Source organism: Streptomyces kanamyceticus, assembly GCF_008704495.1.
Lineage (GTDB): Bacteria > Actinomycetota > Actinomycetes > Streptomycetales > Streptomycetaceae > Streptomyces > Streptomyces kanamyceticus.
In genome coordinates this window covers 6,981,406-7,002,443 of sequence record NZ_CP023699.1, presented here as the reverse complement: position 1 = coordinate 7,002,443, position 21,038 = coordinate 6,981,406, and the positions used below count along the sequence as shown (strand labels likewise).

General features: G+C 71.3%; 23 protein-coding genes and 1 tRNA gene. 15 read left to right on the top strand and 9 right to left on the bottom strand.

Annotation, left to right across the window (positions count from 1 at the left end; all coding sequences use genetic code 11):
* Positions 1–115: 115 nt before the first annotated feature.
* The 4 genes from CP970_RS30255 (at position 116) to CP970_RS30240 (ending at position 2,173) form a co-directional block, all read left to right on the top strand.
* Complete coding sequence (locus CP970_RS30255) at positions 116–454, top strand: hypothetical protein (protein ID WP_055547412.1); 339 nt, start codon at positions 116–118, stop codon at positions 452–454.
* 252 nt (positions 455–706) lie between these two features.
* Complete coding sequence (locus CP970_RS30250) at positions 707–1,087, top strand: hypothetical protein (RefSeq protein ID WP_063806082.1); 381 nt, start codon at positions 707–709, stop codon at positions 1,085–1,087.
* Between the two features lie 8 nt (positions 1,088–1,095).
* Positions 1,096–1,677, top strand: coding sequence for a hypothetical protein (locus CP970_RS30245; protein WP_055547410.1), 582 nt, complete (start codon positions 1,096–1,098; stop codon positions 1,675–1,677).
* Positions 1,678–1,798: 121 nt separating this feature from the next.
* Entirely contained in the window at positions 1,799–2,173 is a 375-nt protein-coding gene (locus CP970_RS30240; RefSeq protein WP_055547405.1) for a peptidase inhibitor family I36 protein, read from the top strand.
* A gap of 104 nt (positions 2,174–2,277) precedes the next feature.
* On the opposite strand, the gene CP970_RS30235 is transcribed toward CP970_RS30240, so the two are convergent.
* Positions 2,278–2,946 carry a YceI family protein gene (locus CP970_RS30235; RefSeq protein ID WP_055547404.1) on the bottom strand — a complete coding sequence of 223 codons (669 nt, stop codon included), beginning with the start codon at positions 2,944–2,946 and terminating at the stop codon, positions 2,278–2,280.
* A gap of 369 nt (positions 2,947–3,315) precedes the next feature.
* Between CP970_RS30235 and CP970_RS30230 the strand changes: the two genes are divergently transcribed.
* From CP970_RS30230 to CP970_RS30210, 5 genes are all read left to right on the top strand, one after another.
* Positions 3,316–3,678 (top strand): hypothetical protein, encoded by a 363-nt coding sequence (locus CP970_RS30230; RefSeq protein ID WP_055547402.1) that lies wholly within the window; start codon positions 3,316–3,318, stop codon positions 3,676–3,678.
* A 791-nt stretch (positions 3,679–4,469) separates the two neighbouring features.
* Positions 4,470–4,733, top strand: a complete 264-nt coding sequence (locus tag CP970_RS30225; protein ID WP_055547401.1) for a hypothetical protein — start codon at positions 4,470–4,472, stop codon at positions 4,731–4,733.
* 55 nt (positions 4,734–4,788) lie between these two features.
* Positions 4,789–5,430 carry an HAD family hydrolase gene (locus tag CP970_RS30220; RefSeq protein ID WP_055547399.1) on the top strand — a complete coding sequence of 214 codons (642 nt, stop codon included), beginning with the start codon at positions 4,789–4,791 and terminating at the stop codon, positions 5,428–5,430.
* A gap of 107 nt (positions 5,431–5,537) precedes the next feature.
* On the top strand, positions 5,538–6,713 hold the full coding sequence (locus CP970_RS30215; RefSeq protein ID WP_150494182.1) for a helix-turn-helix domain-containing protein: 1,176 nt from the start codon (positions 5,538–5,540) through the stop codon (positions 6,711–6,713).
* 158 nt (positions 6,714–6,871) lie between these two features.
* Positions 6,872–7,447, top strand: coding sequence for a DUF6415 family natural product biosynthesis protein (locus CP970_RS30210; protein ID WP_150494181.1), 576 nt, complete (start codon positions 6,872–6,874; stop codon positions 7,445–7,447).
* 108 nt (positions 7,448–7,555) lie between these two features.
* Here CP970_RS30210 and CP970_RS30205 read toward each other — a convergent pair.
* Positions 7,556–7,627 (bottom strand) — tRNA-Val (locus CP970_RS30205).
* A gap of 210 nt (positions 7,628–7,837) precedes the next feature.
* Here CP970_RS30205 and CP970_RS30200 point away from each other — a divergent pair.
* The 5 genes from CP970_RS30200 (at position 7,838) to CP970_RS30180 (ending at position 12,424) form a co-directional block, all read left to right on the top strand.
* A complete protein-coding gene (locus CP970_RS30200) occupies positions 7,838–8,641 on the top strand; it encodes a DUF4097 family beta strand repeat-containing protein (RefSeq protein ID WP_079044109.1) in 804 nt (267 codons plus the stop codon).
* Between the two features lie 75 nt (positions 8,642–8,716).
* Positions 8,717–10,141 carry a hypothetical protein gene (locus tag CP970_RS30195; protein WP_150494179.1) on the top strand — a complete coding sequence of 475 codons (1,425 nt, stop codon included), beginning with the start codon at positions 8,717–8,719 and terminating at the stop codon, positions 10,139–10,141.
* Between the two features lie 104 nt (positions 10,142–10,245).
* Entirely contained in the window at positions 10,246–10,782 is a 537-nt protein-coding gene (locus tag CP970_RS30190; RefSeq protein WP_055556587.1) for a DUF4383 domain-containing protein, read from the top strand.
* Between the two features lie 23 nt (positions 10,783–10,805).
* Positions 10,806–11,453, top strand: coding sequence for a bifunctional 4-hydroxy-2-oxoglutarate aldolase/2-dehydro-3-deoxy-phosphogluconate aldolase (locus CP970_RS30185; RefSeq protein WP_224058829.1), 648 nt, complete (start codon positions 10,806–10,808; stop codon positions 11,451–11,453).
* Positions 11,450–12,424, top strand: coding sequence for a sugar kinase (locus CP970_RS30180; RefSeq protein WP_055556589.1), 975 nt, complete (start codon positions 11,450–11,452; stop codon positions 12,422–12,424). The genes CP970_RS30185 and CP970_RS30180 overlap by 4 nt, the downstream gene beginning before the upstream one ends.
* 230 nt (positions 12,425–12,654) lie before the next feature.
* Here CP970_RS30180 and CP970_RS30175 read toward each other — a convergent pair whose 3' ends face one another.
* Genes CP970_RS30175 through CP970_RS30160 form a run of 4 tightly spaced genes read right to left on the bottom strand, consistent with a single transcriptional unit; the run spans position 12,655 to position 17,420 of the window.
* On the bottom strand, positions 12,655–12,879 hold the full coding sequence (locus tag CP970_RS30175; protein ID WP_150494177.1) for an FmdB family zinc ribbon protein: 225 nt from the start codon (positions 12,877–12,879) through the stop codon (positions 12,655–12,657).
* 9 nt (positions 12,880–12,888) lie between these two features.
* Positions 12,889–13,698 carry an HAD family hydrolase gene (locus CP970_RS30170; RefSeq protein ID WP_191094971.1) on the bottom strand — a complete coding sequence of 270 codons (810 nt, stop codon included), beginning with the start codon at positions 13,696–13,698 and terminating at the stop codon, positions 12,889–12,891.
* On the bottom strand, positions 13,695–16,217 hold the full coding sequence (locus CP970_RS30165) for a phosphoribosyltransferase (RefSeq protein WP_055557088.1): 2,523 nt from the start codon (positions 16,215–16,217) through the stop codon (positions 13,695–13,697). The genes CP970_RS30170 and CP970_RS30165 overlap by 4 nt, the downstream gene beginning before the upstream one ends.
* A gap of 33 nt (positions 16,218–16,250) precedes the next feature.
* Positions 16,251–17,420 (bottom strand): HpcH/HpaI aldolase/citrate lyase family protein, encoded by a 1,170-nt coding sequence (locus CP970_RS30160; protein ID WP_055557086.1) that lies wholly within the window; start codon positions 17,418–17,420, stop codon positions 16,251–16,253.
* A 257-nt stretch (positions 17,421–17,677) separates the two neighbouring features.
* Between CP970_RS30160 and CP970_RS30155 the strand changes: the two genes are divergently transcribed.
* On the top strand, positions 17,678–18,553 hold the full coding sequence (locus CP970_RS30155; protein ID WP_150494175.1) for a TerD family protein: 876 nt from the start codon (positions 17,678–17,680) through the stop codon (positions 18,551–18,553).
* 16 nt (positions 18,554–18,569) lie between these two features.
* Here the strand turns inward: CP970_RS30155 and CP970_RS30150 are convergent, their stop codons facing one another.
* The 3 genes from CP970_RS30150 to CP970_RS44380 form a co-directional block, all read right to left on the bottom strand.
* Positions 18,570–19,304: a TerD family protein gene (locus tag CP970_RS30150; protein WP_055545605.1), complete on the bottom strand. Its 735-nt coding sequence runs from the start codon at positions 19,302–19,304 to the stop codon at positions 18,570–18,572.
* A gap of 190 nt (positions 19,305–19,494) precedes the next feature.
* The gene (locus CP970_RS30145; RefSeq protein ID WP_055545607.1) at positions 19,495–20,640 is read right to left on the bottom strand and encodes a DUF475 domain-containing protein; all 1,146 of its coding nucleotides are present in this window, start codon (positions 20,638–20,640) and stop codon (positions 19,495–19,497) included.
* A 160-nt stretch (positions 20,641–20,800) separates the two neighbouring features.
* Complete coding sequence (locus CP970_RS44380) at positions 20,801–20,977, bottom strand: hypothetical protein (protein ID WP_169801213.1); 177 nt, start codon at positions 20,975–20,977, stop codon at positions 20,801–20,803.
* Positions 20,978–21,038 lie beyond the last annotated feature (61 nt).

Here is a 21,038-nt window from a genome sequence, read left to right as displayed (position 1 = left end):
TCTCCTACGGATCGGGGCCCACTCTCCCGCACCGTCAGGACACCGCGCCGTGGGCCCGGTGCACCCAGCTCCCGTGAACCAGGGAGCCACCCCTGCGAGCCGCGGAGGTGCAGCCATGAACGTACTCATCGTCATCGCGATCCTGGCCCTCATCGGCCTGGGGTTCGACCAACCGCTGCTGTGGCTGGCCGCAGCGGCGCTCCTCTTCTACCTGGCGCGCTTCTACGAAGGCGGCGGAAGCGGCAAGAGCAGCTCCGGCACGAGCAGTTCGGGCAGTTCGAGCGGCGCGGGCGGCTCGGGCGGTTCGAGTGGTGGAGGCGGGATGGGTGGAGGCGGCGGAGGCGGAGGTGGCGGGGGCTACCCCAAGACCTACCGCGACTACCGCATCCGCAAGGAACGCCAGGAGCGCTGGGACCGCAGGTACCGCAGGACCCATCCCGGTTCCGGCCGCTGACGCCACGCTCGGGCGCGACCGCGGTCCCGCGCGCCCACCGATGGGCCGACCGCCCCGTGCCGTCGGCCCCGTGCCGCCCGTCCCGTGACGGGCGGCACAGCCGCGCGCGAGCGCCCCGTACCGACGGACCTGCCGGTACGACTACTCACTGATCCGGGTGACACCAGGCTTACCGGCGAGAACGGCGGGGATTGAGGTCATGCCCGGCGCGATGATCGCGCCGGATCCGACCGCACCTGGGGAGCCACTCGCATGCGCCTGAGAGCCGCCGCGACCACCGCTGTCTTCGCCGCCCTGCTGACCGCCGTCGCCCCGACCGCCACGGCGGAGCCGACCACTCCGCACGTCGCCACGCCCCCCGGCCGGATCTGCTTCTGGACCAAGCCCGGCATGATGGGCCAGTCCTGGTGCTACGGCCCGCCCGGCTACGCCGAGGCCGAGAACGGCACGCAGCGCAACGCCTATTCCTTCGAGTCCCGCTACAACGGCACGGTCTACGCCATCAGTTACGGAGCGGGCAGCAGCTGCGTCTACCGCGAGATCCGTGGGGACGACTACGACGAGAACTGGACGGCCTGGGCCACCAAACTGGACGGCGTGAGCCACGAGACGATGGGCTGCGAGCCGGGCTGACCTCCACCGTGCACACCACCAGCACCGTCCGGCCCCGCGCCGCGGTCCTCCTCCTCACCCCCTGCGCCCTGCTCGCCCTGCTGCTCGTCGGCGGCTGCGCCCAGGTCCCCTCGGCCACCCCGCACGTACTGTCGTCCGACGACGTCATCAGGGCCGCCCAACAGCGGCTCACCGACCGCTGTCTGACGCGCCAGGGCCTCACCCCGCCCCGTGCGGGGCAGCGGCCGGGGACCACACCGGCGGCGAGGAAGCGGGACGAGCGCGTCTCGGACGCCCTCTTCGGCGCGGGCCGCACGGAGCTGTCCCTCACCCTGCCCACCGGCTACTCCGTGCGCGCCCACACCGACGGCTGCCTGGCCGCCGCCCAGCGGACGCTCTACGGAGACCAACGGCGCTGGTTCCGCGTCTCGACCGTCGTCAACAACCTCAAGCCGGAGGCGGCCCACCGCGACCGCGGCCTCGCCTCGGTCCGTGCCATGCACCGCGACGAACTGGCCGACTGGCGGCGGCTTCGCGCCCACGCCCTGGCCCGCTCGAAGTCCGTGCTCCGCGCGTCCCCGAACGTCCCCCGCCCGCACGGCGACGGCTGATCGCCACAGCGCCGCCGACCACGGCCGACCGGCACCGGCCGGGGCTGACCACCCGCCGACCATCCGCCGACCACAGCTGCCCACAGCTGCCCACTCCCAACCCCTTCTCAGGAGACTCCGCATGATCAGCAAGCCCATGGCCGTCCTGGCCGCCACGCTCCTCGCCATCGGCACCGCGCTCACCGCCTCGGGCACGTCCCAGGCCGCCTCCTGCCCCAGCGGCCAGTTCTGCGCCTGGACCGACGCGGACTTCGGCGGCCAGCGCACCAACTGGTCGGGCGACGACCACGACTGGGAGGACCCGATCCAGGACCAGGACTCCTCGTGGGCCAACCACGGCATCTCGGGCCCCGGCATCAAGGACCACGTCCAGGTCTACGAGAACCCGGGCCTGATCGGCTTCGGCACGGTCTGCCTCAGCCCCGGCCAGGAGATCAACTCCAACGGCTGGGCCAACGACAGCGGCGACTCCCACACGTGGAAGATGGAGTGCTGACACCCCGAACGCTCCACCCGCCCCGTCCCTGACGGGAAGAACGACCCCGAGGCTCCCGGCCGAACCCGCCCGGGGGCCTCAGCACGTCGTCCCGTTCGGGGGCCTCAGCCCGCCCCGCCTTGCGCCCCGGCCCGAACAGCCGAAATGTCGAACTGCAGGCGGACCTTCTCGCTCACCATCGTGCCGCCCGCCTTGAGCCGCTGGTTGTAGACGAGGCCCCACTCGGTGCGGTCGATGGTGGTGGTGCCGTCGAAGCCGACGCGCTCGAAACCGAAGGGGTCGAGCACCGAGCCGAGATAGTCGAGCTGCAGTTCGACGGGTCGGGTGACGTCGCGGATGGTCAGATCCCCCGTCATACGGAAACTCTCCCCGCCCTCATGCCGCGTGGACGTACTCCGGAACACCATCTCCGGGAAGCGCCTCGCGTCGAAGAAGTCGGTCCCGACGAGATGCGCGTCCCGCTGCTCCACACCCGTGTCGACGCTGCCGACGCGTATGACGAGCTCGGCCCGCGAAGCGGAGGGCCTGGCACCGTCGAAGTACAGCGCGCTGTCGTAATCGGCGAAAGCCCCCCGCACCGTAGTGACCATCGCGTGCCGCACGGAGAACCCGATGCGGCTGTGCGGACGGTCGATGACCCACTGCCCGTCCAGCGCCCGAAGCGCCGGATCGAGCGCGACACCGGCGCCCCCGGTCTGCGCGAGAGGCACACCGGCGCCGCCGCCTGACACTGGCTCGACGGCATCGGTCTGACGACGGCTGAAGATACCCATGGGACCGCGCCCCTTCTTCGGAATTGATTACTCCGTGTTATCACGGCTTCCGAAGGCGGCCCCCTGCGAGATGGGCGGCCTCGTCCGGCTTCCATGGCGTAGACGGCAAAGATGCACAGGATCGACATGATGTGGAGGCGCGGCCGGACGATCCACTACTACACAGGGCAATGACACAGAGTCATCACGCGGAAGACGACCCGGATCGACTTGAGCACGCCGAGTGGATCATGAGGTGATTGTGTGCCCGAGTCTCCCCCTCGCCGCAGTCGCCCGCCCCTTGTACCTAAGCTCCTGCTGATCAAACGCGCCCGAAGGCACCAGAGGGCATCCAAGGGCGCCCAACCCATAACCGAACGGGGTTAGTTCGTGAAGAAGTTCGCTTCGCTGCTGAGTGTGGTGGCGATGACGGGGGCGACGTTCGCGGCCGGGACCATAGCGGCCGGTGCCGTGACGCCCGAGGCAGCGCCCACGGCGGCCTCCTCCGGGTCATGTCCCGGCAAGGGCACGACGGTCAAGGCGAAGGAGAGCGTGAAGATCCGCAAGACCAAGAAGCTCAACGGCACGGCGGTCGGCCTCTTCCCCAAGGGCGCGAAGGCCAAGTTCACCGCGTGCACGGTCTCGAGCGGCCAGACCTACCACAACCTGTGCGGCTGGGACGAGGACAACCGCTGGTCCCCCATCGCGTACCGGGGCATGAAGGGCTGGGTCCCCACGGCCTGCGAGATCTGAGCCGCCTTGCCGCCCCCTCGCGCCTCCGGGCGGGAGGGGGCACCGGCATAGCACCTACTCCGGTCCCAGCTAACTGGCCCTCTCCATAGCTGCCTCGCACTCCGGGCCGCCCCGCAAGGCGAGCAGAGACAGATAGTCATTGCCTTCAGGGGTCCGGTGGATCACTTGAAGGGTCCAAGGCCCTTTGCTGAGCGACGTCAAGCCAGCCTTCTCATGAGTACGACGCCCGGTGACCTTCCACCTCCGCTCGCGGAGCTCACTCACGGCCGTGTCGACTTGCGCGCCGGTCACGGGAGAGAAAGTGCCCCAGTCCGCAGCGCACTTCTTCGATCCCTCATCCAGCGGCAGGTCAGCCTCCGGGCCGACGCCTGCTTCCTCAGCGGCTGCCACCAGGTCCGCGCGAATCACAGACTGCTCCCAGCCCTTCGAAGCAGAAGCCGAAGCAGAAGCCGAAGTTGAGGCGGAAGCGGAAGCCGAAACGGACGGCTTGGCCGCGGCCTCGACCGGCGTGCGCGGAGATTCGGCATCGCCGCACCCCGCCACGAGCACGAGAACCGCTGACGCCGCCCCCAGCCCCGCGGCCCGTCTCCTCGATCTGTCGCGCATTCTCTTCCCCACCCCTGTCCGACGCCCCACACATCATGTTCGGGGCGCCACGGAGTGTCGCACGGAGCATTCGCGCTGTGCGGCCTTGTCGAGGTCACACGGCCGCCGTAGCGTCGCCTCGTGGCAGACCTCGATGCCACCCGTCGCGCACGCGAGGGCGGCAGGCCGAAGAAGGAGCAGAGCGCATGAGCGAGCCCGTCGACCCGTACGAACTGCGCGCCCGCCAACTCCGCATCCTGGCCGGGCTCCACCGCAAGCGGGCCGCCGAACTCGAAATGACAGCGGAGGCGGGGCTCGCGGCCCGATCGATGCGCAAACTGACGGAAGCGCTGACCGCGGCAGAGGTCCGCGACATCGCCGAACACCCCGACCTGGCGGAACTCAACGCGCAGCTGGACGGCTTCTACGGCGACGACTCGGCGCCCCCGTCCCCTCCGAACCCCACGTGAACGATTCGAACGATCACAGAAGAGCCCCGGACCGACCCCCTACTAGGGTTCCCGAATGATCCGCACCATCGCATTCGATGTAGGCGAAACCATCGTCCGAGATGACCGCTACTGGGCGTCATGGGCCGACTGGCTCCACGTGCCACGCCACACCATGTCGGCGCTCGTCGGGGCTGTGGTCGCGCAGGGGAAGGACAACGCCGAGGCGCTGCGTCTGATCCAACCGGGGATCGACATCCGGTCCGCGTACCAAGCCCGCGAGGACGCGGGCCGCGGTGAGTACCTTGACGAGACCGACGTGTACGAGGACGTCCGACCGGCGCTCACGGCCCTCCGCGAAGCCGGTGCGCGCGTCATCATCGCGGGCAACCAGACGGTGCGTGCCGGCGAGTTGCTGCGCGGCCTCGACCTGCCCGCGGACCTGATCGCGACGTCCGGAGAGTGGGGCGTCGCGAAGCCCGCGCCGGAGTTCTTCGAGCGCCTCGTCGTCGAGTCCGGCGTCCCGGCCGAGGAGATCCTGTACGTCGGCGACCACCCCCAGAACGACACGCTGCCCGCGCACGCGGCGGGGCTGCGTACGGCGCACCTGCGGCGCGGACCGTGGGGGCACCTGTGGGCGGAGGCCGCGGAGGTGGTCGCGACCGCGGACTACCGCGTCAGCTCCCTCACGGAGCTCGTACCGATCGCTGCGCGCTGAGCGTCAACGAAGCGGCCCCACCAGCGGATTAACGGTGAGGTCGTTCGCGCACCAGCGCGTAACCGCGCGAGTACGGTTCGAAGCGGATGCATCGAACTGGAGCCAGTATGCCCGCAGTTGAAGACCCGGGGCTCGGCAAGCGCATTGCCGCCACCCGGCGTGCGAGGAACAAGCGTCAGGCCGACCTCGCCCGCGACGCGTACCTGTCGCTCGGCATGATCCGCGCCATCGAGCAGGGCAAGCGGTACCCCGGCGACACGGCCCTCGAATCAATCGCGGCCGCGCTCGGAGTCGACCCCACCCGGCTCCTCGCCGGATTCACCGGCACCGAGACCTGCGTACACACGGCCCTGCCGCTGGTCTCCGCGGCCCTCGCCGCGTACGACGTGCCGCTCTCCGCGCCGCGGCGCGGCCTCGACGAGCTGCACGCGGCCGTGAGCGACGCCGTGAACTGGCGCCTGGCGGCTCAGTACGGGCGCATCGCGCAGAACGCCGCCGCGCTCCTCGACGACGCGCTCGCCCTGTTCCACGCCTCGACCGACAAGCGCGAAGCGGCGCGCTTGTTGGTGGCCACGGCCAGATCGGTCGACGCGGTGGCCTACAAGTACGGGGCCCACGACCTGAGCGCACGGCTCATCGACCTCATGCGGTGGGCCGTCCCGCACGCCGAGGACCGCCTCGTGAGCAACTCGGTCGCCTACGTCCGCACCGAGGTCTTCTTCACTGCCCGGGCCCACGCGGCGGGCACGCGCGCGCTGGAGGCCGCGATCGACGCGGCCCCTGCCGTGAGCGATGAGAGCACGGCAGCTTCTCGGGGCGCCCTGCACATGCGCGCCGCGGTCATCGCCGGTCGCGACGGTGACGCCGGCGCGGCCGAGACGCACCTCGCAGAGGCTCGGCGCCTGAGCGCCAGCACGAGGGAGACCGCGTATCTGGGTACGGCGTTCGGGCCCGCGTCCGTGAAGATTCACGAGCTCTCTGTCGCCGTGAGTCTGGGGCAGGGCTACGTCGACCGGGCGTTCGCGGTTGCCCGTGAGTGGGCGCCGCCGGGAGATCTGCCGGCTGAGCGTCGCTCGGGGTTCTGGATCGAGCTGGCCCGGGCCCAGGTGTGGGGCGGGCGCATGGAGGACGCTTTCGAGTCGCTGAAGGTCGCCAGGAGCATCGCTCCCCAGCACACCCGCGAGCACCCGTGGGCCCGTGAGACGACGAGCACGTTGGTTCGTCTGCGCCGAGCGGACGAAGAATCTCTGCACCACTTCGCCGGGTGGCTCGGAGCCGTCTGAAGCAACCCTTCGGAGCCGTCTGAAGCAACCCTGTTGAGCGAATCCAGGTACCACACCTTGTGGTACCTACCCCTTCTCCCGGCGCCCAAGATCTGTGCATCGACATCACAGGGCAGGGGCCAGAAGAAGTGCGGCCGCCGCGGGACGGAGGCGAGGGGATGACCACCCCGAGAGAGGGGACAGCGATCGAGGACTGGCTCGCGCACCGAGCAGGCGGCCTCCTTGTGACCCCCGCCGAGAGCCTCTTCGCTCCGCTGCTCCCTTCGGTCGGCATGCTGTCGGAGGGCCAGTTCCGTGGCCGGGACTGCGCGTTCTGTGGCATCACCCTCAGTCCGACCACCGCGGTCGACCTCGGGGCACACCACATCAAGCGCTCCGGGGTCGACGTGCGCTGGTTCCCTCGCGCGTGCCGCACCTGCGTCGAGGGCGGGTACGTGAACGCCCTGCTCGACGCGGCGTTCTCCGCGTGCCGCGCCCTGCCGCCGCCCGCTCACCTCACGGATCTCTACGCTCGGCTCCGGCACGAGATCCGTCGGCGATTGCCTGCCGCCTGGGCCGCCGCCGCGCAGGCCGGCGAGGACACGCTGACGTGGCACGCGCATCAGCGCGTCATCGACGCCAGCACCGACGCCCTGGCCGACGGCCCCGGCGACCGCCCCAGCCCACTGACGCTGGCCATGCGCGTCGCCGAGCTCGGCCGCCGACTGCGCGACCTCGCCCCTTACCCGCCTTGAAGACCTGGGGGCATGGACTCTCAGTGGACTTCGATCACGAAGAGACCCCCCGACCGATCACGGTCGGGGGGTCCAAAAGCAGGCTCTCACCTGCTACTTCCTACCCGGTGGGCGCGGACGGTTTCGAACCGCCGACATCCTCCTTGTAAGGGAGGCGCTCTACCCCTGAGCTACGCGCCCGGGACGAACCGACAGCCTACCTTGCCGATGGCAGTGCCTCGCAAACCCCTCGTTCCGGCGCTCCGGGGGGGGCGGGAGGGGGCGGGCGCCCGGGGGTTAACCCCACCCCGGATCCGGTAGTCGGCCGGATCCTCCCCGCGGGCGATGGTCCATACCGTCGTGGCAGGCCCGTAAGTCGGGTCTGACCGAACGTCGTTCAGGGGAGAAATCATGGCCACCCGCACCCGTCGCCGCCCGCGCACTGCCCGCGCCCTCGCCGCCGCGACCGGCACGGTGGCCGTCGTCGCGCTCGTCGGGGCGTGCGGGGCCGACGCGTCGAGCGACGGCGATCCGGAGCACCGGACGTTCACCCTGCCGGGCAGGACGCTGACGGTGGACTCCGAGGACTCCGCGCTCGAACTCGTACCGAGTGACAGCGGCGGCAAGGACGTGAAGGTGACCCGGTGGTTCGACGGCAGGACCGTGCTGGGCGGCACGCCCGAGGTGAAATGGAAGATGTCGGGTGACCGGCTCACGTTCCGTACGACGTGTTCCGGCGTCATCAGCGACTGCTCGGTCAAGCACCGCGTCGAGGTGCCCCGGGGCGTCGCCGTGACCGTCGAGAACGAGGACGGGCGGGTCACCGCGAGCGGATTCAGGGACGCCCTGAAGGTGCGGTCGCAGGACGGCGCCGTCACCGTCGAGAAGTCCAGCGGGCCGCTCGACGTCCGCAGCGAGGACGGCTCCGTCCGGGCGCGCGGGATCACCTCGAAGCGCATCGCCGTCGCGTCCAAGGACGGCGCCGTGCGGCTCGAGCTGGCCACCGCGCCCGACCGCGTCGACGCCCGCAGCCAGGACGGTGCCCTCACGGTGGCGCTGCCCCGCACGGAGAACGGGGCCGCCCTCTCGTACGACGTGAAGGCCGAGGCCCACGACGGCGCCGTCGATGTGTCGGTGCCGCGCGACAGTGCCAGCCCGCACCGGGTGTCCGCTCTCAGCGATGACGGCAAAGTCACCGTGCGCAGCGCGAACTAACCGGCCCGTGCGTTCGTCTAACCGGTGGGAGAATGTGACACCGGGCAGGGCGGATGACAGCACGGGAGAGGGATAGTGACGGCGACACCTTCGCAGCCGTACACACCGGACGGAGAGAGCGCGGCAGCCGGGAATCGCCCGGTACGCATGCCTCGTCACGCGAGGACGCGCCCCGCCGGGCCCCTGCGTGACGTCCTCACCCTCGTCCTCCTCCCCCTGCCCCTCCTCGCCGCCACCCTCCCCGCCGCCTTCGCCGGCGGCGGCACGCGCCGGTGGTTCGGCGGCCGCGGCGAGAGCGTGCGCGCCGAGGCGCAGGCCGCGAAGGACGCCGCTGCCGCCGCCTTCTACGAGCTGGACACCGCCCAGCGCGACCTGCGGATCTCCGTGGAGACGATCGTCGCCGTGGACTCCTCGCCCGCCGCGCAGCGCGCCGTGTCGGACTTCGAAGCCGTCGGACGGCGCATCGACGAGGTCAGCCACCAGTACATCAGCGCCGTGGACGCCCACGACCTGGACAGGGACGACCTGGACACCTCGGTCGCGGCCCAGGCGCGGACCGAGCTCACCCGGGCCAAGGACGAGCTGGGCAGGGCCAAGCAGGACCTCGACCGCTTCCAGCAGGGCCTCGGCCCGCTGCTCGACAAGGCGGAGACGCAGCTCGCGCGGCTCGCCCCCGCGATCGAGCGGGCCCGCCAGACCCTGCTGGCCGCCAGCAACGCCCTCGATGCCGTACGCGGCGCGGGGCTGAAGGCCGACGACCTCGCCGCCCGGCTCGCCGCGCTCGGCCCCGAGCTGACCAAGCTCAACCAAGGGGCGGGGCAGCACGGCGTACCGGAGACCCTGCAGCGCGCCGACCGCGTGCTGCGCGACGCCGAGGCCGTGCGCGCCGAGGCCGAGCGGCTGCCGGAGCGCGCCGCCGAGATCGACCGGCGCCTGGTGTCGCTGCGCACGCGCGCGCAGGCCCTGACCACCCGCAGCGGCCAGGTCGAGCCGGTGCTCAGCGAGCTCAGGCGCCGGTTCTCCGTCGCCTGCTGGCAGGACCTCCAGCACGTGCCGGACCAGGCCGGGGAGAGCGTGCGGCAGGCCGAGGCCAAGCTCAAGGAGGCCAGACAGGCCCGCGAGGAGCAGCGCTGGCCCGACGCCACCTCGCTGCTCTCCACCGTGCGGGCGCTGCTCAATTCGACGGACGAGGCGGTCTCCGCGGCAGGCGACCGGCTGCGGCGGCTGAACGCCGTGTCGAAGGACCCGCAGCAGGAGATAGAGCGCACCCGCTTCGCCATCCGGGACGCGCAGCGCCTCGCGATGACGGGCCGCCAGACGCCGGAGCCGCGCCATGCGCGCCCGCTGGACGACTCCGTGGCGCGCCTGGACCGCGCGGTGGCTTCCCTGGAGGGCCGCCACCCGGACTACTGGCACTTCCTGACCGAGACCGAGGCGGTCCGCTCGACGGTGGCGCGCGTGGTCGCGCAGATCCGGGAGGAGCGGGGCCAGGGGGCCTGAGAGCGGCCTGAGAGCCATCGCTGCGTTTGGCAGTCGCGGCCTGGCGGGCGGATCCTGAAGATACGCGAGTTGCGTACGGCCGCCGCGCGACCAGGGAGGCGGACATGGCCACGCACGTACTTCATCCAGGGAATCCAGGGACGCCACGGGCAAAGGGCCACAAGCGTCACATCACCCTCGACGAGGATCTGCCCGTCGATCACCGGCTGAGCAAGGTCTACCGCGTCGGAGCGGGCCTGATGGGGCTCGTCCTGCTCGCCTTCGGCGTCCTCGGTCTCATCGACAAGATCGGGTTCTTCGACACCCGCGGCGACACCGTCGCGGGGCTCAACACCAACGGCGCGCTGAGCGTCCTGTCCATCGCCGTCGGCCTGCTGCTCTTCGTCGGCATGGTGATCGGCGGCAACGCCGCGTCGACGCTCAACATGGCGCTCGGCGTGCTGTTCCTGCTCAGCGGCTTCGTCAATCTCGCGCTGCTCGACACCCGCTACAACTTCCTGGCGTTCCGGATCCAGAACGTCCTGTTCAGCTTCGTGGTGGGCGTACTGCTGATGACCTTCGGGATGTACGGCCGGGTCAGCGGCGGGCTGCCGCACGACAACCCGTACTGGAGGGCCCGCCACCCGGATCAGGCCCGCTAAAACGGCTGTGCGAATCTGGGGACATGCTGGACATGCTCGACTTCCCCGCGGCTCTCCGGGCCCGGCGCCTCGTCGCCATCGTGCGCGGCACCGACCCGGGCGCCTCCTTCCGTACGGTCATGACGCTCGTCGAATCCGGAGTCCCGCTGGTCGAGGTCTCCCTCAGCGGCGCCGACGCGCTGGGCGTACTGCGCAGGGCGCGGGCCGAGCTGGGCGCGGACGCCTGGCTCGGCGCGGGCACGGTCCTCACCGCTGACGACGCGCGCCGGGCGGCCGACGCGGGCGCCAACCTCATCGTCACGCCCGGTCTCGGCGCGGGCGTCGAGGAGGCCGGGCGCCTCGGCCTTCCGGTCCTGGGCGGCGTCCTGACGCCCACCGACGTCATCGCGGCCCAGGCGGCGGGCGTGACGGCGCTGAAGATCTTCCCCGCGTCGGCGATGGGCGGCCCCAGCTACCTCAGGGCACTGCGCGCCCCCTTCCCCGACACCCCCTTCGTGCCGGTCGGCGGCGTGGACGCGGCGGCCGCCGAGGCGTATCTGGCGCTCGGCGCGGTCGCGGTGGGCGTCGGCTCCCCCCTGATCGGCGACGCGGCGGACGGTGGCGACCTGGACGCGCTGCGCACCAGGGCGGCGGAGTTCGTGCAGGTGGCTCAGGGGTCGGTACGCCGATGAGCGCGGCCACCGGCGAAGCCGGAGTCGGCGTCCTCACCCTCGGCGAGACCATGGTCGCGCTGCGCGGCAGCGGCCCGCTCAAGCTGGGCGGCGCCATGAACGTGTCCGTCGCGGGCGCCGAGAGCAACGTGGCCATCGGCCTGGCCCGCCTCGGCCACACCGTCCGCTGGGCGGGCGCGGTCGGCGACGACGAGGCGGGCGAGCTGGTCCTGCGCACGCTGCGCGCGGAGGGCGTCGACGTCACCGCCGCCACCCGTGACCCTGCCGCGCCGACCGGCCTGATCCTCTTCGAGCCGCGGCTGCCCGAGGTGACCCGGGTGCACTACTACCGCGCGGGCAGCGCGGGTTCCCGTCTGTCGGCGGACGCCGTGCCTGCCGCCTTCGCCGCGCCCGGGCCGCCGCGCGTCCTGCATCTGACCGGCATCACCCCGGCGCTCGGCCCCTCGGCCCGCGACGCCTGCCGCCGCGCGCTGCGGCTCGCGCGCGAGCACGGCGCCGAGGTGTGCCTGGACGTCAACTTCCGCTCCCGGCTGTGGAGTCGGGAGGCCGCGGCGGCCGAACTGCGCGAGTGGATCCCGTACGTCGACGTCCTCATCGCCTCCGACGACGAGTTGCCGCTGTGCCTGCCGGGGACAGGACCCACCGACGCCCCGGAGAAGTCCCTCATCGACGGCGGCGTCCGGGAGGTCGTGGTCAAGCTCGGCGCGGCCGGCGCCACGGCCCACACCGCCGACGCCGAACTCCACGCCCCGGCCCGCGAGGTGCGGGCCGTGGACGCGGTGGGCGCGGGCGACGCGTTCGTGGCCGGTTACCTCTCGGCACTCCTGGACGACGCCGACGTACCGTCCCGCCTGGAACGCGCGGTCACCACGGGCGCGTTCGCGGTGGCATCACCCGGCGACTGGGAAGGAGCGCCGACGCGGGCGGAGCTGGACTTGCTGGGATCGCCCCCAGGCACGGTCGTCCGCTAGCAGAAAGGCGGGGCCACGCTTTTAGGGCCGCGGGGAACTGCGCAAAACCCCGCCGGACCCGTCTTAAGGGGCGCGGGGAACTGCGCAAAACCCCGCCGGACCCGTCTTAAGGGGCGCGGGGAACTGCGCAAAACCCCGCCGGGCCCGCACGAAACGACCCGACAAACCCCGCCACGGCCAGGGGCGCGAGGAACCGCGCGCCCAGCCACAACGAACCCGCGGCAAACCCCTCAGCCGCAGCAGCCCCCACCACAACAACCGCCCCCGCCCCCGCCGGAAGGCGCAGGCGCAGGCGCAGACGCGGCCGCAGACCCCCCAACAGCAACGGTCGACAAGAGCTTCACCGTGTCCTCATGCCCGACAGGGCACACCGCAGGCGCGGACGACTCCGCCATGGGCCGACTCAACTCGAACGTGTCCCCACAGGACCGGCACCGAAATTCGTAACGAGGCATGCCGCCAGGCTAGCGCTCCCCCGCCGCGAGGAACGCGCGGAGAATCTCCTCCCCCGCCGCGACCCCGCGATGAGGAAGCACCGTGAGCCCCGGAGCCACGAACCCCGTCTCCGCCAGCTCCCCGTGCCCCGGCCGCCAGGACCGGTCCGCCGCGAGCAGCAGATCCGCGTCGAGCAGCGAGTCCCCCGCCGCGAGGATCTCCTCGGCACCGACCCGCCGGGCGACCTCCCGTACCGCCGCGCTCTTGGTGAGCGGCTTCGGCACCGCGTAGATCTTGCGGCCCTGCAGCGAGACGGTCCAGCCGCGCCCTTCCGCCCAGGCGGCGAGCTCCTTGACCCAGCCTTCGGGAAGCCGTGAGCGCTCGACGACGAGGTAGGCGAAGAGGTCCTCCGCGACACGTTCCTTGAGCAGCCAGGCCGGGTCCGCGGTGCGCACCAGATGCGCGCGGACCTCGGCGAGCGAGGCGCACTCGTCGGCGAGGCGGCGCGCCACCCGGGCCGTCCAGTCGGGGTCGGACACGCCGTCGACGAGGAGGTGCCCGCCGTTGGCGCAGATCGCGAACTCCGGCGCGGGGCCGGGGAGATGGATGCGCCCGTACTGCTCGCGCGTCCGCGTGGTGGTCGGCACGAAGACGGCCGTACGCCCCAGTTCGTCGAGGAGTCCGGCGGCCGTCTCGGTGACGTACGACAGGGGCTTGCTGTCGTACACCTCGACGCAGAGCAGGCGCGGCGCCTCGGCGTCGGGCATGGTCAGGCCGAGCGCGGCGGCGGAGTAGATGAGGGTCCGGTCGAGGTCGCTGGCGACAAGCACGGCACTCACTTGGCGGCCACCGCCTTGCCGTCCGCACCCGTGGCGCCGCGCGTGTACTTGGGGTGGATCAACCCGACGCAGGTGTACGGGAGTTCGGCCACCTCCTCGACGGGTACGCCACGCTGTTCGGCGAGCAGGCGCACGTGGTCGAGGTCGGCTCCCGCGCCCGCCCGGGCCAGGATCTTCCAGGGGACGCGGCGCAGGAGTACGCGCGTCGTCTCGCCGACGCCCGGCTTGACGAGGTTCACGTCGTGGATGCCCAGCTCCTCGCTGATCCGCTCGACGGCGGCCCAACCCTCCCAGGTGGGCGTGCGATCGGCGGCGAGGAGCTCCTTGACCTGTACGTCCACCGCGTCCGCGACCTCGTCGAAGCGGGCCGCGACGGCGTCGACGAAGTCGCCCGACACATCGGTGTCCGCGAGTTCGCGGTAGAACTTCGCGCCGTGGAAGTCGTCGGGCCCGACCAGGTCGGCACGGAGCACGGTGCGCGAAATGAGCCCGGACACCGTGGAGTTGAGGCAGGCGGAGGGGATGAGGAAGTCCTCGCGGGTGCCGTAGGTGCGTACGCACGAACCGGGGTCGGCGAGCACGGCGATCTCCGGATTGAACCCGGCGGGACCACCGGCCTCCTCGAACTCCCGCACGGCGTCGGCCAGTTCACGCGTGATGGCGCCCTTGCCCGTCCAGCCGTCGACGAAGACGACGTCGGCCGGGTCGTGGTGGGCGGCGAGCCAGCGCAGCGCGTTGGCGTCGATGCCGCGGCCGCGCACGATGGAGACGGCGTAGTGCGGCAGGTCGAGGCCGTGGCGGTGCGCGGCCCAGCGGCGCATCAGGACGCCGACGGGGGTGCCCGCGCGGGCGAGCGACACCAGGACGGGGCGCGGCAGGGGGGTCCCCCCGCGCTTTCGGCTGTGGGGGAGCTCGGCGAGCACGGTCTCGGTGACGGTGCCGACGGCCCGGGCGATGCGGGCGGCCGAGGTGTCGAGCGCGGCGCGGAACAGCTCCTGGTACTGGCCGCTCGGCTGGTACTCGACCGGCAGCGACTCGGCGTAGTGCGCGCCACCGCTCTGTATCGCCTCCTCGCGCTCCTCCGTGGGCGCTTCGAGCGTCACGTCGGAGAGGTCCTGAAGCAGCCAGCCGACGTCGTCGGGCGCGTACGAGGAGAAGGCGGGGCCGCGGAGGGGCTCGGGGAGCATGGTGGGCCTTTCGGGGACGTACGACGGGACGTACGACGGGACGACGGCCAGCAGGACCTGCCCCGTGTGCGCGGAGAGCTGCGCCAACAGACCGTCCGGCGCGTGCAGTTGGGGGGTGTCCGCGGTCGAGTCGACGACGGCGACGATCGCGTCGAAGCCGCCGCCCGCGACGTTGTAGGCGTAGCGGGTGCCGGGCCCGTCGGCCGGGTCGTCGTGCGCGGGGAAGGCGATGCGGGTGCGGATCGCGTAGCCGGGGTCGTCCACGGCGAGCACCGGCGAGCGGGTCGTGGTGGAGAACCGCACCTCGGCGCCGCTCCGCCGCTCCAGCTCCACGCCGAGCGCGAGCGGTGCGTACATGAGTTCCTCGAAGCCGAGGACGAGCACACGCCGCGCGCCGCCGTCCAGGGCGTCGGCGACCCGGGCCGCCATGCCGGGCAGCGCCGCGTCGAGCGCGGCGCGGTGCGCGGGGGTGAAGCCGTGCCGACCGCCGTCGGGTATCTCCCCGGGCCAGTCCAGCTCGACGCGGGCGACCGGGGCGCGCGCCGCGCGCGGCCGCGGCACCGCGGCGCTGTCGTGCTCAGGCGGCACCGCCGCGCTCTCGTGCTCGGCGACCAGCGCCTGCCCCCGCTCCAGGACGCCGTCCGGCAGCCGGACCGTCCCCGAGGCCGCCGCGATCAGGTCGACGCGCGCGCCGATCTCGCGGGCGAAGTCCGCGAGGCGCCCCCGGTCGTCCGGCGAGCGCATGTCGACGAGGGCCACGATGACGTACCGCCCGCGCGGGAAGCGTTCGTTCAGGGCGCGGATGGTGTTCAGGACGGTGTTGCCGGTGGAGAACTCGTCGTCGACCAGGACCAGCGGTCCCTCCCCCGCGAGCATCCCGGGGTCCTCGGGCAGCAGCAGGTGGGAGGTGGCGTGCGAGTGGGACTCCTCGAAGCCGCCCGCGCGCTCGACGCCTGCGACGGGGCGCCGGGTGGAGTGCAGGTACGGCGCGAGGCCGAGGCCGTCCGCCACCGAGTGGCCCAGGCCGGTGGCCGTCTCCGCGTAGCCGAGGACGACGGCGCGCCGGGCCTCCTCGTCGCCGAGCAGTTCCCGCACCCGGACGCCGAGGTCGTGCCCGGCCGCGTGGACGACCGAGGGGCGCTGCGGCACGTGCTTGCCCAGGACGTTCGACACCAGGAGGTGCGCCCGCTTGGGGTTGCGGCGCAGCGCGAGGCCGAGCAGGCCGCGCAGCCCCTCGTCGCCGTCGAGCCCGACCCCGAGCCGCTCGGCGACCCAGGTCCCCGACCACACCGCGTCTCCCGACCCCACCGCGTCTTCCGTCACGTACGTCATGTTCCTCATGTTCGATGTGTTCGATGTGTTCGATCAGCCGGGGATTCCGGCGGCGAGCAGCTCCACGAAGCCGACGTCCTCCTTGGCGACGCCGAAGACCTCGGCGCGCCGCAGGGTCCGCTCGGCCCAGGCGCGGTGCGGCTTCACCTCGTTCATCTTGTTCGTGTACGAGGAGCGCAGCACTCCGCCCCCGCCCCGCTCCGGGCGCAGGATGTCCTCGGCGTCGCTGAACTCCTCGTGGCTGACCACCGAGAGCGCGTGCACGGGCAGTACGTGGGAGGGGTGGATGCAGGTCTTGCCGAGCAGTCCGTTGGCACGGTCGAGCTCGATCTCGCGGAGCAGTCCGTCCATGTCGTGCTCGATGAGGGCCTGGCGCAGTTCGTCGGCGCGGCCCTCCAGGAAGGGGCTGCGGCGCAGCTGCGGCTTGAACATCCGCTCCTGGACCCGGAAGTACTCCCACACGGGCCCGGTCACCGTGAACCCCGTGCCGTCGGCCCTGCCCAGGACGTTCACCACGTCCGCGATGACGGACGCCACGATCTGTACGTCGTAGGCGGTCATGTCGGGCGGCCTGCGCAGGCCGTACGCCGAGCAGAAGTCGGTGACGCCGAGGCGCAGGGCGAGCACCCGGTCGCGGTACTTGTCGACGGTGCGGGCGATCCCGGCGAGCGTCTCCGCGCGGCTCTCCAGGTGCAGCAGCTCGGGCGACTCCAGGACGGGCATGGCGAACAACTTGCGGCCCTCCGGCGTGCCGCCCTCCGCCTCGATGAGCGCCTCGAGGAAGGGCACGCCCCGCTCCTCGGTGAATTTCGGCAGTACGAATCCGGACAACAACCGGATGCCGGGGCCGATCCTGCGGACCAGGTCGGGTATCTGTTCGGCGACCCGCACCCGGATGAAGAGCAGCGGCGGCTCCACGCCGCGTTCCACCAGGTCGGCGAATTGTCGGACCAGGTTCTCCTCGGCGGCCGCGACGTCCGCGTCGTCGATGGAGTCCTCCAGGCACAGCACCATGGAGGTCACTCCGCGCCCGGCCTGCTTCAGGATGTCGTCGGCGAGGCGGGGGCGGGTCGCGGGGCTGTAGAGCGTGCCGCCGAGGGCGGGCGCGAGCAGGTATGGGGCGGAGTCCGCGCCGAAGGCACCGGGCTCCCGGTGGAAGAGGCGCTGTCGCACCTCTGGGGCGATGTGCCCGAAATGACGCATGAGATCCCCTGCTATCGCCGGTTTCGTCGACTCGGCCCGACGTGATGTGGCCGGTAATAGTACGTAGAGAGGCCTGTCGGGGGTTCCCACCGGGCATGAACTTCAGGTAACCCGGCCAAGTCACACACGCAGACCACACAACCGTCGCATGCCCGTGCCACCCGCGGGCCACCCGCAGGTCAGGCGCCTGCCGACGCGACCGGGCCCTTGAGGCCCCCACGTTGTCCCGCCGGGGCGGGGGAAGGCAGGATGATCGCATGACGCACGCGATGCTGAAGGGGTCGAACGTCCCGCTCGAAGCCACGGCGGTCCGCGCCGTGCTGCGCTGGACCCCGGGCCAGGGCGTGCCCGACGTGGACGCCTCCGCGCTGCTCCTGGGCGGCGAAGGACGGGTCCGCTCCGACGAGGACTTCGTCTTCTACAACCAGCCGCGGCACCCCGCGGGCAAGGTCTGGCGGCTCGGCAAGAAGCGGGTGACCGAGGGTCTTACCGACACCATCCAGACGGATCTGGCGGGCCTGGACCCGGCCGTGAGCCGGGTGCTCATCGCCGCGTCCGCGGAGGGCGTCTCCTTCCAGCACGTACCGGCGCTGCGCATCCTGCTGTACGACGCGGCGCTCGCCGACGCCGAGCCGCTCGCGTACTTCGACATCACCCCGCAGACCGGCGAGGAGACCGCGCTGATCTGCGGGGAGCTCTACCGGCGCGGCGAGGGCTGGAAGTTCCGGGCCCTGGGCGAGGGGTACTCCAACGGGCTCGAAGGCCTGGCGTCGGACTTCGGGATCTCGGTGGACGACACGGACTCCGCCGGGTCCCAGCCGCCCGTCTCGCTCCCCCAGCCGCCCGCCTCGTTCCCGCTGCCGCCGCGGCAGCCCGCGCACCAGCCCTCGATCGCCCAGCCCGCCCCGCAGACGGCCCCGCAGCCCGCGTACGGCTATCCGCCCGCGCCGCCCCGGCACCCGGCGCCCCAGCCCGCGTACGGCTACCCTCCGGCGGCTCCCACGCAGCCGACGCCGATCGTCTCCGCGGCGCCGGTCGCACAGCCCTCGTACGGCTATCCGCAGCCGGTCGCCCAGATGCCGGACCCGAACTTCCGGCTGCCTCCGCAGGGGCCGCAGTTCCTGCCCCGCTGAGGCCGCTCCCGGTGGCTCAGCCCACCTTCGACTTGTAGCCCCTGCCCCACTGCAGGCCCCAGCCGTACAACCGGTCGAGCTCCGCCTGGAAGCCGTAGACGAACTTCACCTCGCGGCGCACCACCAGCTCGCCCTTGACGTTCTCGACGGAGACCACGGCGCACGAGCGGGCCTGCGGCTGGCGCTCGTCCAGGTCGATCTCGATCCGGGGGCCGTTGCTGGGGTAGAGCGTGACCTTGGCGTGCGTGCGGTCGAAGGCGGGCGTCTGGTCGTAGATGTACACGAACACCAGCAGCCGCTTGATCGACTCGCGGTGGTCGAGATTGACGTAGAGCGTCTCGCCCGACCCGGAACCGAACCGGTCGTCGCCGCTGCCCTGCACGTACGGCGGCGAGTTGAGGCTCCCGAAGAAGTGCCCCAGCGGCTGCACCACGCCCTTCTCGCCGCTGGTCAGTTCGTACAGACAGCCGAGGTCGAGGTCGACGTTGACCATGCTCTGCGTGTGCGCCTGGACCGGCTCGGGCCGGAACATCTGGAAGGGGTGCCGCAGACCGCCGCCGCGCTGCTTGCCGAGGAGGTCGGAGGTGCGCATCTGCCAGGAGAGGTTGACGCGCAGGTTGCCGGTGGCCGCGCCCTGTTTGCTGAGCGAGACCGTCGGGTGTCGTTTGGTCAGTTCGATGGAGTTGGTCGCGGCGCTGCCCGATTCGTAATCCATCGAACGCCCACGCCACAGACCGTCCCAGAAGGACATGCCGCCCCCAAGTGCCCTCGTGCCACGTACGGATACGGGCCCTGTGTCTCGTCTGTCTCGTTCGAAAAGCGACGGGGCGGCCATGAGGACATCTCCTCGACGGCCGCCCCGAAAAGAGCGTTCCTCACCCGGGCCGCCGTCACACTCCGGAAACCGGAACCGGACACGGCGGCGCGGGATTCAGACAGTGTCAGACCCCGGACGAGACCTCAGGCTTCTCGCCCGCCCCCGCTTTTCCCTCCGCCGCCGCCAGCGCGCGGTTGCGGCGCACGGACGAGTAGAAGGACCAGGCGATCAGGAGGACACCGACGGATCCGGTGATCACCTCGTGGATCTCGTACTGGATCGTGACCAGGAGGATCACGGCGAGGGCACCGATCGCGTAGTGCGCGCCGTGCTCCAGGTAGACGTAGTCGTCGAGGGTGCCCTGGCGGACCAGGTAGACCGTGAGCGAACGGACGTACATGGCGCCGATGCCGAGGCCGAGGGCCATCAGGACGATGTCGTTGGTGATCGCGAAGGCGCCGATGACGCCGTCGAAGGAGAACGACGCGTCCAGGACCTCGAGGTAGAGGAACATGAAGAACGCGGCCTTGCCCGCCATCACGACAGCAGGAACCTTCTTGCCGCTCTTCTTGGCCTCTTCCTCCTCCTCGTGCTCGCGCTCCTCGTTCTCCTCGAGCTTGTTCTCGAAGAAGCCGGACAGGCCGCCCACGATGAGATACGTGATCAGACCCGCGATACCCGCGATGAGGACTGTCTGTGCCTTGTCCACGTGCGCGCCGCCGTGCTGGTGGGCGTTGGTGGCGAAGGTCATCGCGGTGATCATGAGCACGATGAGCGCGATGCAGACCGACAGCATGTCGACCTTGCCGAGCTTGGCGAGCGGACGCTCGATCCAGCTCAGCCACTTGATGTCACGGTCCTCGAAAATGAAGTCGAGGAAGATCATCAGCAGGAACATGCCACCGAACGCGGCGATCGACGGGTGAGCGTCGGTCACCAGCTGCTGGTACTTGTCCTTGTCGTTGAGCGCGAGCCGCACGGCTTCGATCGGACCGATCTTGGCGCTGATGGCCACGATCGCGACGGGGAACACGAGCCGCATGCCGAAGACGGCGATCAGCACACCGATGGTGAGGAAGATCTTCTGCCAGAAGGCATTCATCTTCTTCAGGATCCCGGCGTTGACCACCGCGTTGTCGAAGGACACCGAGATCTCGAGGATGGACAGGATCGCCACTACGCCGAACCCGGTCCACCCCCCGTAGAACACCGCGGCCACCAGGCCGAGCGCGGTGACCGCGAACGACCAGCCGAAGGTTTTCAGAAGCACTGGCTACCCAATCGTGTGTGTACGGGCTCCCGTTTAGCGGTCTCCCCCGCGGCGGTCCCCTGCTTTACGAAACGTTGACCCCGAAGTGTAGAGGTCCCGCTACGCGTCCGGAGAGGGCGACCCTCCCCGGACACGGAGCTCGGTCGGCGGGCCTCCTCCGTCAGCCGCGCGCCCTCGCCCCCTCGAAGATCAGAAGGAACGGGGAGACGTAGCCGGACGCCTCGACCGGTGTGGCCCCACCGGTGACGACGAGCACCACTCCGGCGGCGAGCGCCGCGCAGTACATGAGGACATGGCCCATGGGGCGCACGCCCGTCAGCTGAGGTTCCTTGGGCATAATGAACAGACTCCCGTCCTTCGGGGCGGCGAGTTCCCCGGAGAGTCATCTGCCTCGTTTC

What these genes read in the sequence shown, in the direction of transcription:
- CP970_RS30255 (WP_055547412.1), top strand. Translation starts at nt 116, where the DNA reads ATGAACGTACTCATCGTCATCGCGATCCTGGCCCTCATCGGCCTGGGG.
- CP970_RS30250 (WP_063806082.1), top strand. Translation starts at nt 707, where the DNA reads ATGCGCCTGAGAGCCGCCGCGACCACCGCTGTCTTCGCCGCCCTGCTG.
- CP970_RS30240 (WP_055547405.1), top strand. Translation starts at nt 1,799, where the DNA reads ATGATCAGCAAGCCCATGGCCGTCCTGGCCGCCACGCTCCTCGCCATC.
- CP970_RS30235 (WP_055547404.1), bottom strand. Translation starts at nt 2,946, where the DNA reads ATGGGTATCTTCAGCCGTCGTCAGACCGATGCCGTCGAGCCAGTGTCA.
- CP970_RS30225 (WP_055547401.1), top strand. Translation starts at nt 4,470, where the DNA reads ATGAGCGAGCCCGTCGACCCGTACGAACTGCGCGCCCGCCAACTCCGC.
- CP970_RS30220 (WP_055547399.1), top strand. Translation starts at nt 4,789, where the DNA reads ATGATCCGCACCATCGCATTCGATGTAGGCGAAACCATCGTCCGAGAT.
- CP970_RS30215 (WP_150494182.1), top strand. Translation starts at nt 5,538, where the DNA reads ATGCCCGCAGTTGAAGACCCGGGGCTCGGCAAGCGCATTGCCGCCACC.
- CP970_RS30210 (WP_150494181.1), top strand. Translation starts at nt 6,872, where the DNA reads ATGACCACCCCGAGAGAGGGGACAGCGATCGAGGACTGGCTCGCGCAC.
- CP970_RS30200 (WP_079044109.1), top strand. Translation starts at nt 7,838, where the DNA reads ATGGCCACCCGCACCCGTCGCCGCCCGCGCACTGCCCGCGCCCTCGCC.
- CP970_RS30190 (WP_055556587.1), top strand. Translation starts at nt 10,246, where the DNA reads ATGGCCACGCACGTACTTCATCCAGGGAATCCAGGGACGCCACGGGCA.
- CP970_RS30185 (WP_224058829.1), top strand. Translation starts at nt 10,806, where the DNA reads ATGCTGGACATGCTCGACTTCCCCGCGGCTCTCCGGGCCCGGCGCCTC.
- CP970_RS30180 (WP_055556589.1), top strand. Translation starts at nt 11,450, where the DNA reads ATGAGCGCGGCCACCGGCGAAGCCGGAGTCGGCGTCCTCACCCTCGGC.
- CP970_RS30175 (WP_150494177.1), bottom strand. Translation starts at nt 12,879, where the DNA reads ATGCCTCGTTACGAATTTCGGTGCCGGTCCTGTGGGGACACGTTCGAG.
- CP970_RS30165 (WP_055557088.1), bottom strand. Translation starts at nt 16,217, where the DNA reads ATGACGTACGTGACGGAAGACGCGGTGGGGTCGGGAGACGCGGTGTGG.
- CP970_RS30160 (WP_055557086.1), bottom strand. Translation starts at nt 17,420, where the DNA reads ATGCGTCATTTCGGGCACATCGCCCCAGAGGTGCGACAGCGCCTCTTC.
- CP970_RS30155 (WP_150494175.1), top strand. Translation starts at nt 17,678, where the DNA reads ATGACGCACGCGATGCTGAAGGGGTCGAACGTCCCGCTCGAAGCCACG.
- CP970_RS30150 (WP_055545605.1), bottom strand. Translation starts at nt 19,304, where the DNA reads ATGTCCTTCTGGGACGGTCTGTGGCGTGGGCGTTCGATGGATTACGAA.
- CP970_RS44380 (WP_169801213.1), bottom strand. Translation starts at nt 20,977, where the DNA reads ATGCCCAAGGAACCTCAGCTGACGGGCGTGCGCCCCATGGGCCATGTC.